Source organism: Vibrio sp. FE10 (assembly GCF_030297155.1).
Classification (GTDB): domain Bacteria; phylum Pseudomonadota; class Gammaproteobacteria; order Enterobacterales; family Vibrionaceae; genus Vibrio; species Vibrio apostichopi.
This window is the reverse complement of record NZ_AP028067.1, coordinates 1,511,510-1,526,152: the sequence shown is the minus strand read 5'-3', so window position 1 is coordinate 1,526,152 and position 14,643 is coordinate 1,511,510. Positions and strand designations below refer to the sequence as shown.

The 14,643-nt window shown below is 43.0% G+C and carries 10 protein-coding genes and 2 pseudogenes; 8 read left to right on the top strand and 4 right to left on the bottom strand.

The annotated features are described in order from the left end of the window. Nucleotides 1–18: 18 nt before the first annotated feature. Nucleotides 19–4,119, bottom strand: coding sequence for an ATP-dependent RNA helicase HrpA (hrpA, locus tag QUF19_RS06855; protein WP_286297997.1), 4,101 nt, complete (start codon nucleotides 4,117–4,119; stop codon nucleotides 19–21). 855 nt (nucleotides 4,120–4,974) lie between these two features. Between hrpA and QUF19_RS06850 the strand changes: the two genes are divergently transcribed. From QUF19_RS06850 to QUF19_RS06840, 3 genes are read left to right on the top strand one after another with little or no spacing between them, the layout of a single operon-like run. Beyond that, nucleotides 4,975–5,223 (top strand): hypothetical protein, encoded by a 249-nt coding sequence (locus QUF19_RS06850; protein ID WP_286297996.1) that lies wholly within the window; start codon nucleotides 4,975–4,977, stop codon nucleotides 5,221–5,223. 9 nt (nucleotides 5,224–5,232) lie between these two features. Beyond that, nucleotides 5,233–5,658 (top strand): PD-(D/E)XK nuclease superfamily protein, encoded by a 426-nt coding sequence (locus QUF19_RS06845; protein ID WP_286297995.1) that lies wholly within the window; start codon nucleotides 5,233–5,235, stop codon nucleotides 5,656–5,658. A gap of 51 nt (nucleotides 5,659–5,709) precedes the next feature. Further along, nucleotides 5,710–5,856 carry a hypothetical protein gene (locus QUF19_RS06840; protein ID WP_286297992.1) on the top strand — a complete coding sequence of 49 codons (147 nt, stop codon included), beginning with the start codon at nucleotides 5,710–5,712 and terminating at the stop codon, nucleotides 5,854–5,856. Nucleotides 5,857–5,995: 139 nt separating this feature from the next. Here QUF19_RS06840 and QUF19_RS06835 read toward each other — a convergent pair whose 3' ends face one another. Beyond that, nucleotides 5,996–7,111, bottom strand: a complete 1,116-nt coding sequence (locus QUF19_RS06835) for a hypothetical protein (protein WP_286297991.1) — start codon at nucleotides 7,109–7,111, stop codon at nucleotides 5,996–5,998. Between the two features lie 348 nt (nucleotides 7,112–7,459). Here QUF19_RS06835 and QUF19_RS06830 point away from each other — a divergent pair, with 348 nt between their 5' ends. Continuing rightward, on the top strand, nucleotides 7,460–7,999 hold the full coding sequence (locus QUF19_RS06830; protein ID WP_286297988.1) for a recombinase family protein: 540 nt from the start codon (nucleotides 7,460–7,462) through the stop codon (nucleotides 7,997–7,999). A gap of 89 nt (nucleotides 8,000–8,088) precedes the next feature. Continuing rightward, nucleotides 8,089–8,856: a toll/interleukin-1 receptor domain-containing protein gene (locus QUF19_RS06825; RefSeq protein ID WP_286297982.1), complete on the top strand. Its 768-nt coding sequence runs from the start codon at nucleotides 8,089–8,091 to the stop codon at nucleotides 8,854–8,856. Nucleotides 8,857–8,995: 139 nt separating this feature from the next. On the opposite strand, the gene QUF19_RS06820 is transcribed toward QUF19_RS06825, so the two are convergent. Then, on the bottom strand, nucleotides 8,996–10,564 hold the full coding sequence (locus QUF19_RS06820; RefSeq protein WP_286297978.1) for a recombinase family protein: 1,569 nt from the start codon (nucleotides 10,562–10,564) through the stop codon (nucleotides 8,996–8,998). Between the two features lie 105 nt (nucleotides 10,565–10,669). Beyond that, nucleotides 10,670–11,986, bottom strand: coding sequence for a MipA/OmpV family protein (locus tag QUF19_RS06815; protein WP_286297975.1), 1,317 nt, complete (start codon nucleotides 11,984–11,986; stop codon nucleotides 10,670–10,672). A gap of 81 nt (nucleotides 11,987–12,067) precedes the next feature. Here QUF19_RS06815 and QUF19_RS06810 point away from each other — a divergent pair, with 81 nt between their 5' ends. The 3 genes and pseudogenes from QUF19_RS06810 to QUF19_RS26480 all read left to right on the top strand — a co-directional run. After that, the gene (locus QUF19_RS06810) at nucleotides 12,068–12,580 is read left to right on the top strand and encodes a VC1380 family protein (protein WP_286297973.1); all 513 of its coding nucleotides are present in this window, start codon (nucleotides 12,068–12,070) and stop codon (nucleotides 12,578–12,580) included. Nucleotides 12,581–12,588: 8 nt separating this feature from the next. Further along, nucleotides 12,589–13,773, top strand: a pseudogene (locus QUF19_RS26485) (alkaline phosphatase family protein); the annotation flags it as partial. Nucleotides 13,774–13,884: 111 nt separating this feature from the next. Next, nucleotides 13,885–14,634, top strand: a pseudogene (locus QUF19_RS26480) (alkaline phosphatase D family protein); the annotation flags it as partial. Between the last annotated feature and the right edge of the window lie 9 nt (nucleotides 14,635–14,643).

Sequence of the window (14,643 nt, the reverse complement as noted above, 5' to 3'; positions counted from 1 at the left end):
GCGTCTAGCTTTATTCCTTTAGCAAGCATCAATAGCGTTTTTAACACGCTTATCTGAAACTGGGTAAGGCGTACCGAGCTGCTGTGCGAAGAAGCTTACACGAAGCTCTTCTATCATCCAACGCACCTCTTTTACATTTTCTGGAACCGCGATCCCTTTTGGAATCTTATTAAGCAGCTCTTTGTAATCGTTCATTACTGACTCAACTTTGATCATATGAAGACGATCTTTGTTCGGGTCAATCGGCAGTTTTTCCATACGACGCTCAATGGCTTTCATATAGCGTAGAATATCCGGCAGACGTTTCCACCCGCATTCTGTGGCAAACCCCTTAAAAATCAAACCTTCTACCTGAGCTTTGATGTCTGAAAGCGCAAATGCCATTGAAAGGTCAACACGCCCTTTCAGCTTCTTACTGATGCTGAATGCGGTAGTTAGGATGGTTTCAACCTGTTGAGCAATCTCAACTACGCTGTCGCCCAACTCTGCACGTACGTGTTCTTTCAGTGCTTCAAACTGCTCTGGCTCCCAAACCAAACCGCCCTTTTCTTCAATCAGCTTATCAATACCACAAGCGATACAGTCATCGATCAAATCGAGAACCTGTCCGTATGGGTTGAAGTACAAACCAAGCTTAGATTTGTTCGGTAAATTCGAGTGCAAGTATTTGATCGGCGATGGCACGTTCAACAGGATTAAACGACGCTGACCCGATTTCATTGCCGAGATCTGCTCTTGCTCGGTTTCGAACAGTTTGATCTCTACGCTGTCTTTAGTATCCACCAGCGCTGGGAAGGCTTTAACATCGTAGCCGCCACGTTTCTGTTGGTAGACTTTTGGTAACTCACCAAAGCTCCACGTATGCAGGTTTTGCTGTTCGATGTCATCGTCTGCCACTTTAGAAAGCGTTTCTTGAACCTTGTCTTTCAGGCTTTCTTTCAGCTCATGCAGATCTTTCTGTTCTTTCAGCTTACGCTTGCGATGATCTACAGCGCGGAATGTTACCTTTAAGTGCTCTGGTATCTGGTCTAACTTCCAGTCATCACGTACTACTTCCACACCTGTCATACGGCGCAGCTCTTTCTCAAGAGAATCCAACAACGGCGCTTCTAACGGTGTCACACGAGCCAAGAACGCATCCGCGTAGTTTGGCGCAGGCACAAAGTTACGGCGTAGCGTTTTAGGTAGTGACTTGATTAGGCTAATCACCAGTTCCTGACGTAGGCCAGGGATCTGCCAATCAAAACCGTTCTGGTCGATTTGGTTCAAGATAGGCAGCGGAATGTGTACCGTTACACCATCGTTGTCGTCGCCCGGCTCAAATTGGTAGCTCAGCTTCAACTTGATACCGTTTTGATGCCAGAAGTTCGGGTAATCCAGATCAGTAACATGGCTTGCATCACCGCGGAACAGCATCGACTTTTCGAAGTTAAGCAGCTCTGGTGTTTTCTGGCTGGTCTTCTTCCACCATGTATCAAAGTGACGGCCTGAAACCGCTTCTTCGCCAACACGTTGGTCATAGAAGTCGAACAGTTCATCATCGTCGATCAAGATGTCACGACGACGCGATTTATGTTCTAGCTCTTCGACTTCTTGCAGTAGCTTACGGTTCTGTTTGAAGAAGGCGTGTTTGGTTTCCCACTCACCTTCAACCAATGCGCTGCGCACGAACAACTCACGACTGACGGTGGCATCAATCGCTCCGTAGTTCACTAAACGTTTCGGGATGATTGGGATTCCGTAAAGCATCACTTTTTCGTGTGCCATTACGGCCGCTTGCTTCTTCGACCAATGAGGTTCGCTGTAGCTGCGCTTAATCAGGTGTTTCGCTAGTGGTTCAATCCATTCAGGCTGAATCTTGGCGATAACACGCCCCCAAAGTTTTGAGGTTTCTACCAGCTCAGCAGACATGATCCACTTAGGCTGTTTCTTAAATAGGCCAGACGCAGGGAAGATATGGAAGCGCGCATTACGAGCACCTTGATATTCATTCTTCTCTTGGTCTTTCATACCTATGTGCGAAAGCAGGCCTGATAGCAGAGACATGTGAATGCCATCGTAGCTACCCGGTTCTGTATTCAATTTGGTATCCAATTCACGCATTGCTTGGTGAATTTGGAAGTACACATCTTGCCATTCACGGATACGTAAATAGTTCAGGTAATCTTGCTTACACTGTTTGCGGAACTGGTTACTCGACAACTCTTTTTGTTGCTGCTTAACGTAATCCCATAGGTTCACAAACGTGATGAAGTCAGACTCTTTGTCGAAGAAGCGCTTGTGCTTATCGTCAGACGATTGTTGCTTGTCTGACGGACGCTCACGCGGATCTTGAATCGACAATGCAGAAGCAATTACCATTACTTCGTGCAGACAGCGGTTGCTTGGCGCTTCAATCACCATACGCGCTAGACGTGGATCAATCGGCAGCTTAGCGAGCTTGCGACCAATTGCCGTTAGCTTCTTCTTATCGTCGCCTTGATTCTTGTTTTTGTTTGCAGCGGGTTCAGCTGTTGCGATCGCACCAAGCTCTTCAAGCAGTCTTACACCATCTTGAATGTTGCGCTTATCTGGCGCTTCAACAAATGGGAATGCTTGAATGTCGCCTAGGCCTAGCGCTGTCATCTGAAGGATAACGGATGCTAGGTTAGTACGAAGGATTTCAGGGTCAGTAAACTCTGGGCGTGATTCGAAATCTTCCTCAGAGTACAGACGAATACAGATACCTTCCGCAACACGACCACAACGACCTTTACGCTGGTTCGCACTCGCTTGAGATACAGGCTCAATCGGTAGGCGTTGTACTTTAGTACGGTAGCTGTAACGGCTAATACGCGCCGTACCCGGGTCGATTACATACTTGATGCCAGGAACGGTTAATGAGGTTTCAGCCACGTTGGTCGCCAGAACGATGCGTCGACCAGTATGAGACTGGAAGATTCGGTTCTGTTCGCCCGCAGAAAGACGCGCGTAAAGCGGAACAATCTCAGTATCACGCAGGTTACGTTTACTTAATGAATCGGCAGTATCACGAATTTCACGCTCACCGTTCATGAAGATCAAGATATCGCCTTGCCCTTCATCACAAAGCTCATCCACCGCTTCAAAGATGCCTTCGATTTGGTCACGATCTGAATCACTTTCATCACCACCTAATGGGCGGTAACGGGTATCTACAGGGTACGTTCGACCTGATACTTCAATGATCGGTGCATTGTTAAAGTGCTTCGAGAAACGCTCTGGATCGATGGTCGCCGATGTAATGATGACTTTAAGGTCAGGACGCTTTGGCAGAAGCTCTCTCAAATAACCCATGATGAAGTCAATATTCAGACTACGTTCGTGAGCTTCATCGATGATGATGGTGTCGTATTGGCTTAAGAAACGGTCATGCTGAATTTCCGCCAGTAGAATACCGTCGGTCATCAATTTGATTTGCGTGTTATCAGAAATTTGGTCGTTAAAACGAACCTTATAACCAACAAAATCACCCAGCTGTGTTTCCATCTCTTCCGCGATACGATTTGCAACTGAACGAGCCGCAAGACGACGAGGCTGAGTGTGACCAATTAAGCCAAAGCGGCCACGGCCAAGCTCAGAACAAATCTTTGGTAACTGAGTGGTTTTACCCGAGCCCGTTTCACCCGCCACGATAACCACTTGGTTTTCAGAAATGGCTTTCGCAATATCATCGCGCTTTTGGCTAACAGGGAGAATCTCTGGGTATTCGATGGTTGGTTTGTGCGAGGCTCGCTGATTTGCCGTCATCATTGACTTGGCAATATCTAACGCTATCTCATCGAAGACAACGTTCTTAGATTGTTCGTTTTTAATTCTACTCGCACCAGCAATTCGCTTACTCAGACGGAAGCGATCGCGCATCATACATTCGTTGAGCGCTTTACGAAGAGAGGCTGGGCTATTTTGAGATGCTTTTGTATTGGCTGCTGCTGAATGATCGGCAGGTTTAGCTTTTGATTGATTAGCTTTTGGCTGTTTAGCTTTTAATTGCTTAGCAGGTCGGTTCGATGCAGGCTTATTCGATTTCGCTTCGTTCTGTGGAGAACTTGGCTGTGCTGCATTCTTGTTGTTGTCTGCTTTTTCCGGAGACGAAGTCAAAGCGTGTCCTATTCTTGTACTTATTAAACTCGCGCGATTGTACCACAAGTCTCAAACAAAAAAGCCTGACAACAAAGGGAAAACCTTTTGCGATCAGGCTGATTCTTTAAGCTAACACTAGCGAAGGCTATGAAAGCAAGGTCAAATGCAAGTCGTCTGTATAAAAACGGTGATTAGAAATCGTATCTAAAAATGCCGCTTCTAGAACTCGTACTGGAAGTAAACGGTGTTGTAGTTGTTAGTAAGCCCACACATTTCAACCAGTAGCCTACTCCCATTGTAAAACTAACCGAAAAATCCTCTCTATAGGTACGCTTAACCTCCTTAAATTACTCCATCACCTTAGATTACTATTTGGCATTTAGAAAACCTAAAACGCACCAAAATCGATAATTTCATAAGAAATCAGGCTCACTACTCTAAGCTCTCAAAACTGAACAAAGATCAAGCAATATATTTTTTAAATCGGACAGAATTAAACCATTTGCACTGTATATTATCCCAGCACTCCCAGTCCTATTAATCCCTACAGTTAGCAAGTACTTACCGTTTATTTAAAAATTGCTAGTTATCCACAGCGCATCAAAAATCTTTGCCTTGAAAACCATTAGACATAGCACTATCTTGTTGTTTTAGAACAAACAGACACTACATGTTGTGTTTTATATCATAGGCAGCAGATACTAATAAGGAGAGAAATTGATAGACAGTAGATAAAGAAAACCCCTAACGATTGTCAGGGGTCACTTAAGACAATTACCTACCAAGTAGGATGCTCATCTAGACTTCAGAACTTTAGCATAGCATCCAACTGGTGAACTGAAAATAATATTTACCAATAATGGAAGCATGATTATGTCCAAAAATAAAAAGCAAACCTCAAGCGAAGTAGCTTCACTGGCTGCTCAGACACTTAATAATCCTAACTCTTCAGCTATTGCTAAAGCATTTGCTGGATCGGCTCTTTCTCAATCATCCACATCTAGGCAAACAAGTGCAGATATGGAAAGTAAGGCGTCTAAAGCACTACAAAGTCCCAAGTACAGCGAAGAGACAAAATCTCTAGCTGCGTCAGTTCTTGCTCAATCTAACAAGTCACGATAGGAGCCATGTATGTCTAGAAAACATCTTTTACACGACATCAACACTTGTCTAGAAAAAGTAGGATTCAAACAAAGCTCATCCGGTCAGCCAAACACCTTTGAAAGCAATGTTCGATACCCTAGCACCCTACTTCCTGAGAAAAATGACTATGCACACTTTGTTTTACATACACCTCATGGAACCGTGCAGATTGCCGCTAAGTATCAAGAGTCACATGGTACTGCTATCGAGAAACTAGCCTATACAGCAATGGATGCTGCAAATTCAGAGCACCAAGAATACTTAGTTGTCTGTGCTGGCGAAGAACTGCTCAAGCACAACCGAGCAATCAACTTTCTAAATGCTCAGAAGCACATTGCCCCCAAGTTGCTAGCACTTAACGTTAACGAGCTACATGAACAGTTAATTAAGTATTACGCTCCTAAGGTCGCTTAACTAGGATAAGGCACTTCGGTGCCTTCTCATTTACAAAGATAAGGTGAATATATGGATAAAGAAATTGAAGAATGTACCGCCTGTAAAGGTACTGGGGTCGGCAAGGCTAACCCACTTACCAGCTGGATAGTAAAGAAAGACGATTACGAACCACTAGAATGCCAACGATGTAATGGCAATGGTAACGAACCAGCTTAGTGTTAATAGGGAGTGAAAGCTCCCTTGGAGCCTTTAATTTCAATCCCCCATAATCAATGGATAATTTCCTCAAACACCCTTGTATAGGTAAGGTAGGGAGTTTCTAGAAAGGTCTATCATCATCACTATCTCCTAGCTCTTAATTGTGTATATACTCAGTATTTTCGAAATAAAGTTCTTCTCCTCTTTCCTTTTCTTTTCTCATTTCCACTAGCTCTCCCCTTAATAAGTTAGCTATCAGCCCATAATTGATATCGCGTCTAGTCATATTCACCTTATGCATCATTGCCAAAACCAATTGATAGAAACTAGCACGATGCATTGCACTCCCTACCCCTAATCGTACATATCCAGAGCGCCAATCAAAGTGGCTAGGGTGCCCTCCATCTAAGGACATGAAAAACCTACCATTTCCAGATTCAACACTTTTAGTATCTCTTTCGTGCGCCATGTCCATTACTTCAATGGCATATTCATAATCTGAAATGCTCATATCGCAATTCGGTTCAAACTCTAACATTGGAATATCATACTGGGACATTATCTTGTCTTGACGCTTACGTTCATCGAGCAAGGATTCAACAACCCCATTACCATAGTGTTGCCAAAATGCCTCCTCGCCATTACAGATACCAGAAAAAATTAGTGCTTCGTTTTCATGCTCACTAAGAAGATTAGAACGATCTGGTTTAATGAGATTCAATCGTTGTAATTCATCAGACAAAACACGGGCACTACTTAATCCACTATTACTAAATTCGTAATCGGACGGGGTTGTATCTTTAAAACTAGTTAATCTTGGTATTTCATACTTTTCCATTGTCCATAACCGAAAGTCACTATATGAAAGAACATTTTTCCCTTCCACTTTGAAAGCTTCCAAGCCTTCTCCGTGATTATCTCCAATCTTCTGATTCACCCAACTTGGCATAATTACCAGATTGTCAGCTACTAACTTTCCTCCTTTACTAGCAGGAAAACGATGACCAAGTTTATACGTATATGCTTGACTCCAATTCAAACCGTCACTTTTATAACCACATGCTTTATGACAGGCTTTGCGTAATTCTAAAACCTCTTCTAACTCGTCAGTAGTATCTGGTAATACTTCTATACCAGCACGCTCTACCTGACTGTATAGCCACCGCTCAGCTTTACTCCCAAACCACTCATTGCTTCTACATTCATCACAAATCTTCTTGTTACCTTGAATCGGTTTATCGTTCTGACAGCGCAAGCACTTCTTAATTTTCATTCACATAACTCCCAAACATCAAGCTAAGTAGCAAGGTAAAAAAGCACTTCCCCCTTTTTGTGATTGCTCACTGGTGGCCAGACTTACATACCTTTAACGGTCGAGTTGATTCAACATGTATACGTTTCTTAATAAAAATATAATTAGTAAAGAAACTTATACTTATCATTAAACGCCATCTGAAAAATGAATGTACTAAAGCCTAAACTTTTTATTGTGAAAGGCTGAACCCGATCTATCTCAAAAGTATACTTTTTAAGATACCACCACCAACCTATCTCAAAACCTTGCTTTTGTCTTTTTGATACAGTACAACTTCTATATCCTAAGACTTTATGAGATAGAACAATGGCAACGATAGGCTATAAGCGAGTATCTACAACAGACCAGAATACTGATCGTCAATTAGTAGATATTCAATTAGATAAGGTATTTGAAGAGTATTGCAGTGCATCTACTATAGACCGCCCTGTATGGTCTGAGTGCCTTAATTACCTAAGGAAAGATGATAAGCTTTACATTCACTCATTAGACCGTGTATGTCGCTCTGGAGCTGGTGACGCTGTAGCGATTGTAGAACAACTAACAGCTAAGCAAGTAGGAGTCGAATTTATCAAAGAAGGGTTAAGTTTCAGTTCTACAATGTCAGCAGCTCAAAAAGGGGTATTGGGAATCCTAGCGTCAGTTGCTCAGATGGAAAGAGAGCTTATCAAAGAGCGTCAAAGGGAAGGAATTGAGGCAGCTAAAGCTAAAGGAAAAAAGTTTGGGCGACCATCAAAAGCAACCCCTGACCAAGTCAAAGAGCTGCGTAAGACTCTATCAATAGCAGAAACAGCAGAACAGTTACAGATATCACCAGCCACAGTTAATAGACTTCAAAGAGCTTAATAACTGTTTATAATAAAGTTTTCAGCTACCCTTGTTATCCTCGATTTAAACCACATATAACTTATGGATTAAAATATTTGGAGAAACAAATGAGCGCAGTCGTACCAAAAGTCTTTCTATCCTACTCTCATGACAGTGCAGAACACAAACAATGGGTTCTAGACCTTGCAACACGCCTTGTACATGGAGGTATAGATGCTCGTATAGACGCTTGGGGTGTAGGGGGTGGTACTGACTTACCTCACTTTATGGAAACTCAATTAGCCGAAGTAGACCGCGTAATAATGGTCTGCACAGAAACCTATGTAAAGAAAGCTAACAAAGGCACTGGTGGCGTAGGCTATGAAAAGATGATTGTTACCTCTTCACTAATGTCCAGTATCGGCAGTACAAAAATCATTCCTATCATTCGTCAACAAGGTACAAATGAAGTACCTACCTTCCTTGGTTCAAAGCTCTATTACAACTTTTCAAACGATAATGAGTTCGAATCCGTTATCGACGAGTTAATGCGAGAGATTCACGGCTCTCCACTTTACAAGAAGCCTGAGCTTGGTTCTAACCCCTATCAAACTGCTCGAGCAAAACCAGCCGAGAGTCAAACCGATAAGAAAACTGCGTTACTTAAATCCTTGATCGCCAGATACAACCAAGCTGAAGAGTACTTTTTCTTCGATGAGATACAGCACGAACTTGGTAGCTCTACAATTTTCACAGAAGTCTACGTTACTGAACTATTGAAAGATAAATATCTGCTCAAAGATAGTAAATTTGTAAATAGCAGGTATAAAGATATTTACATTCTTACCAATAAAGCAAAGATGCAAGCAATAAATCTCGGCTGGGTAACTGAATAAACAAGCCGCCCCGAAATATGCTCTATGTAATAGGGCATATAAGCATATCTCAGAAGCACTTCCCCTTTTTGCAAAAAAAGAAAAGCCCCATTAGGCAGATACCTTTGGAGCTTAAATGCATTTAATGCAGTCATTTACACTACATTTTACAACTAGTTAGAGTCCAGATCTGCTTACTCTTTTTCATCGCTCTGGAAGGTATACGTAGGCTTTTAAAAATCTGCTTAATCTCTCGATCTGTACGCTTATCAAAGTGCTCAATACTTACTATCGAACATCTATCTACATTACCCAATTGGAATTTAAAACGGCTAAGTATCCGGCTTAACTCTACTCTCGATGCTATCTCTTCAACCGTACAGCCTAATCCACCAGCTACATCAATCATACGAAACATGCTATCAACACTTTGCCGCTTATTCCCTGAGATCTTCATTCTTGCTATTTCAGTATCCAAAGTGCCGACTTCAGCCTTTAGGTCTTGAATCGCTATACCCAGATCAGAAATCTTACTTTGAATGCTAGGATTTAGGATATCCATTTCGAGCAGTGTATCTAGCCTCTTTTGTTTATCCGCAACGTCGACTAACAATGAGTTTCTTTTGTTTTCCAGCTCACTACCTTGCTCAGTCACCCAGTAATTAAAATACAAAGGTCTGATTATCTGCTCACGTATAAATTGTAGGAAGACATCAAATCGAAACAGTCCATGTATACAGCCCTTATTTACCCCATTTTGACATTGAAAATAAGGTACTCCTTGCCTTTTAGACGTAATAAACAAAGTTCCTCCACACATGCATTTACCATTATCACGAATCAAGTTTCTGTGGCTTCGAGTTGCCCCCATTCGTATCTTCTTTGAGCGCTCCGCAATACACAATTGGACTTTATTAAACAAATCCAAATCAATCACCCTAGGGTAATAATCAGCTACGATACACCCAACATTTACCAGTTGGCCGTCTTGAGTTTTCTTTGGCTGATACTCACCAAGCACCATCCGACTCCTCAATAGATGAGAAACACTTGCAGGAGACCAATCTTTATTGCGGTCCGTTTTAAAACCCAATGAATTGAGTTGATTCGCTACCTTTAGATTACCTAACCCTTGGCTACTTAGTTCAAATGCTTTTTGTACAATCTCAACCCTGTCGTTAAGAACAAAGCTCATGCTATCTTCAGTTACATCTAGCCATGTTGGACACTTTCTTGTTTTCTTCGAGCCTTTAGGGTCTCTGCGTTTAGCTTCCCACGCAGCGGATACTCGCTTGGATTTAATCTCAGATTCCTCATTGGCACGTTGCATTGTGGCACCTGCAATTATGAAATCTGTAATGTCCATATCCTTGGTATAACGCCTACCATCAACCAATGTAATGACATCCACATAATCCGTAATATCCATTAACTGGCGCATTGCTTTTTTAATTCGCTCTCGGCTCAATCTATCCAAGTTTTCCACTAGCAACACAGCATCACTTTCGACAACTCCGTTTTCACATGCCTGTAAGAACAGTCCTAAACCCGCATCTTCAGCTGAATTACTGCCATTCCATGCACTAACCCCAAGATCTTCAAATGTCTTACCAGAGAGCCTAAGGCGATGTTTAAGGCAGTACTTTTCAGCTAGCTCAATTTGTCTACGAATAGAATCACCTTTAGCCTGTGCCTTTGAACTAAAACGACGATAACTGTATGCAATCATGAAAACTCCCATAAGAAAAAAGCCCCAATAAAAATTGAGGCTTCTTAAATTTACGGGTTGTATTCGGAATTACTTACCAAATAACGCCAAGAGCTATTCTTCTTTTTAGAACTCTATTGTCAAGCTTATGGTGTTGTAGTTACTGCCGCCTTTGATACGACCAAACTGAGAGGCGTTTTCAAAGATTGCCGAACGGTGGTGTAGAGAGTAACCAAACCACAAGTTGTTCAGGTCATTCTTACCAATCAAGTCACCCACGTTCACATCGAATGAGAAGTCTAAGTAGTTCAACAGATGGCTTGCTGTATACCCTTTGCGATCCATCTCAGATCCTTCGATGTAGGTAATCGAATCGATGTAAGACATACCTTCTGCCACACCAACACGCCACTGGGTTGGCCAATCAAAGGTGTAGTACGCTTTGATTGCGATAATATATTCGGTACTACTGGATTGAACGTCTGAACTCCAGTGGTGCGCGATACCCGGCGTTAGGTAGATATCCAACGGGAAACCAAAGATCTCATCAGTTAAAGGGTGACCATAAAAGAACGATGTGAGTTGGTTGTTGTATTCGTCTTTCTCGGCGTTGAACTTCATGATGTCGCCGATGTTTGATGGCGTTGCCCAACCATGCGCTACTCGCAAGTAAGGTGCATTGCTTAGCTTGGGTTTCGGCGCTTTCTCTTTATCATTGAAGAAACCAAAACCAAAGTAGAGTTCACCTTGATAACGGTCTTCAATAATCGATGAATCGTAGGCGTTGTCATCCAATCGAGTCACGCTAGTTGAGCCCAATAGGTACAAGTTCGAAACCACATGGTAACGCGCTTCTACACCAACGTTTAGGTCAACACCTGCACCAATCGTTTCATTGGATGCTGAATAGTATTCACTGTTGAAATCGGCACTTTTGTAACGCAACGTGGCACTTGGAGAAAACTCCCAATCTCCAGTTTCATACTTGGCTTTTGCACGTAGGTTACCGTGGAAGTTGTATTCACTGTCACTCATGATTTCCGTTTCGACGCCCCATTGCTCATCAAGTTGATAAGTAAATTGAGTACCGAAATCGGCGGTATCACCTTCAATGGCATTTTGCTCTGAAGCTGGGATATCAATAAAACGCATACGAGAAATAGCGTTCAGTGACCATTTTTCATCATCGGCTTGATACAGGTATGCGCCCATTTCAGTGCCGTCGATAAACACGTAATCGTTCTTGAAGAATAACATCGGTACAAACGAGTTAACCGATTGGTCACCGCCAGACGTGTCATAAGGAATACTCGCAGTACGGAACATTGCGGCAATGCCCCACTCTTGCTCTTCCGCAGCCCACGCCACGCTGTTACCTAAAAAAGCGTTACCTAATAAAACCGCTCCATACGAAATGAGCTTCGGTGAAAATTTGTGCTTCATTCTGGTGTAATTACTCTTTGTAATAAATATTGTGTTACTGAATAGACATTTATTGGCCATGCCAGCCAACTAATTTTAGGTTTGATCGACATTGACCGTTACAATGTAGAATATTCTCGGTTAAATGAAAGTATTGTGAAAGTCTCAGAATTACAAAACATTATAGACCACTTACCCAATGATTCCGACCCAGATATCGTTATGGGTGAGGAATGGTTACCAGAGCGACTGGTCAACACAAAGTTGGACGGTGAGCTGCTGTTTATGGAGTTCGATAACGCCCCTGAAGAAAACCAAGGGGACGACGAAGGCCGTGGCTTTGTTGAGCACGAAATTGCTATGATTCGAGAAAAGCTTGAACTGTTGTTAGACGAGCCTTCCGATACCAAGACCAAAGCCGATGCCCTATTGGCAATATTTCTAATGGGTCATGAACTTTCTAGCTCAGAAGTTATCGAAGTCCTTGAGACAACAGAAGCTGAAATGGCTGAGCCTGAAGTTACAGAGCAGAAAGCTGCAGAACCTCAAACTCCAGAACTCGAAATCTCCGCTCTTGAAACGGAACAACTCAACGACTCACCTCCAACGATTTAGGAACCGCATTGAAACGCTCGACGACATCACCTCTCCCCTTATTGCTTGCTGGCCCAATTTTAAGAAAAACCACCGCAACTGAGGTGGTACTCTGGGTAGTCACCAGCGCCCCACTTTCGGGCACAACTCAACTATTCAATGCAGAGCAAGAGACGCCTTTTTATTCGTCATCACTCGATGAGCAAGAGTCGATTCAAGTCGGCACACACGCTTGGGTCACTTTGATTCATTTACAGGGTGACTTCCCCACCAACGTTCCGTTGGAATATCAAATAGAGACTGAGCAAGGTTCAATCACTGAACTGGCTCCGCATTTGATTTACAAGGACACGCGAACCAACAACGACAGTTCTCGAATCGAATTTAAGATATCTACAGCTGCCGACTATATTTTGCATGGCTCTTGTCGTAACCCTCATCACCCAAGCAAAGACAGCCTAGTCGCAGCAGACAACAAAATCGCAAATCAAACTGTACTTGAACGACCGGATATGCTGATGATGAGCGGCGACCAAATCTACGCCGATCACGTTGCAGGTCCAACATTGGATGCCATTCAGCAAGTGATTCAATTGCTTGGCCTGATTGGTGAAGAGTTACCAACCGATTCACAGGTTAACCAAATCAACAGTAGCGATGCCTTGTTTGAGAGTGAATATCACCTCTACCAACGCCATCACCTACTGCCACACCACAACACTTCGGATTCGCTGCTCGATAAGTTATTCCCTAAACGCGGGATTCCTATCTTCAGCTCGACTGATTGTGAGAATCACTTGGTCACCTTGTCTGAATTCATCGCAATGTACCTATTGGTTTGGTCTCCGACCTTGTGGCAATGCATCAACCGTGAACGATTAATCGAAAATAATTTCAAGCAGGCTGGTCGTCAATTAACACCTGCAGAGCAACAACAGTGGCGTGACGAAAGCGTTATCATTGATGACTTCGTCGCAGGCTTGCCACAAGTGCAGCGATTGTTCGCTCATATTCCGACTTACATGATCTTCGATGACCACGATGTCACTGATGATTGGAACTTAACAGTAGGTTGGGAACATGCCGTCGATCAAAATCGCTTTGCGACTCAAGTGATTGGTAACGGCCTTGCCGCTTATTGGATGTGCCAAGGCTGGGGTAATGCGCCAGAAAAGTTCAGCAGTGAATTTATCGAGCAAACCAAACAGCTTTTCTCTCCGGTGGTTAACGGTAACGAAAGCGAAAGCAGTATCGAAAATAATGATGAAAGCAATAGCGAAAGTTATGTCGAAAAGAATGGCAAAAACCACGGCGATCGCAGTAAGAATATCGATCCCCAACAGCACCAACAATACTTAGAGATGATCGATCGCTTTGAAGAGTGGCATTACACCATCAACACGTCACCAAAAGTGATTGTGTTGGACACTCGGACACGTCGTTGGCGCTCTGAATCTCGAATGAACAAGCCATCGGGTTTGATGGACTGGGAAGCGCTGACGGAATTTCAGCATCAATTGATTAATCAAGAAAAGGTGGTGATTGTTTCTGCTGCGCCAATGTTCGGCGTTAAGTTCATTGAGACACTACAAAAGATGGCAACTACAATAGGTAAGCCATTGATGATTGATGCTGAAAACTGGATGGCACACCCAGGTAGTGCTAACACGCTCATCAGTATCTTTACCCATACCAAAACGCCAACAAACTTCGTTGTGCTTTCTGGTGATGTTCACTACTCGTTTGCCTACGACATTAAGCTTAGGTATCGCCGAAACAGTCCGAATATCTACCAGATTACTTGTAGTGGTATCAAAAATCAGTTCCCTGCACCATTGCTTAAATTCTGCGATGTGTGTGACCGATTGTTATATAGCCCGCGCTCAGTTCTTAACTATTTCACCAAGCGAAAGCGCCTAAAAATCGAAAAGCGTAGCCCTGACAATCAGACCTTTTATCGCCTTTCAAACCGCAGTGCAATTGGTGAGTTAAGGTTAGATAGCGATGGTAAACCACAAGCGATTACGACGTTAAGTGGTGATGGAAAAGTCACTCGTTTTCCAGAGCCTGACTAACTAAGTGTT

Bases quoted from the DNA above. Each gene is read 5' to 3' on its own strand.
- QUF19_RS06850 (WP_286297996.1), top strand. From the start codon at position 4,975: ATGTCCAAAAATAAAAAGCAAACCTCAAGCGAAGTAGCTTCACTGGCT.
- QUF19_RS06845 (WP_286297995.1), top strand. From the start codon at position 5,233: ATGTCTAGAAAACATCTTTTACACGACATCAACACTTGTCTAGAAAAA.
- QUF19_RS06840 (WP_286297992.1), top strand. From the start codon at position 5,710: ATGGATAAAGAAATTGAAGAATGTACCGCCTGTAAAGGTACTGGGGTC.
- QUF19_RS06835 (WP_286297991.1), bottom strand. From the start codon at position 7,111: ATGAAAATTAAGAAGTGCTTGCGCTGTCAGAACGATAAACCGATTCAA.
- QUF19_RS06830 (WP_286297988.1), top strand. From the start codon at position 7,460: ATGGCAACGATAGGCTATAAGCGAGTATCTACAACAGACCAGAATACT.
- QUF19_RS06825 (WP_286297982.1), top strand. From the start codon at position 8,089: ATGAGCGCAGTCGTACCAAAAGTCTTTCTATCCTACTCTCATGACAGT.
- QUF19_RS06820 (WP_286297978.1), bottom strand. From the start codon at position 10,564: ATGATTGCATACAGTTATCGTCGTTTTAGTTCAAAGGCACAGGCTAAA.
- QUF19_RS06815 (WP_286297975.1), bottom strand. From the start codon at position 11,986: ATGAAGCACAAATTTTCACCGAAGCTCATTTCGTATGGAGCGGTTTTA.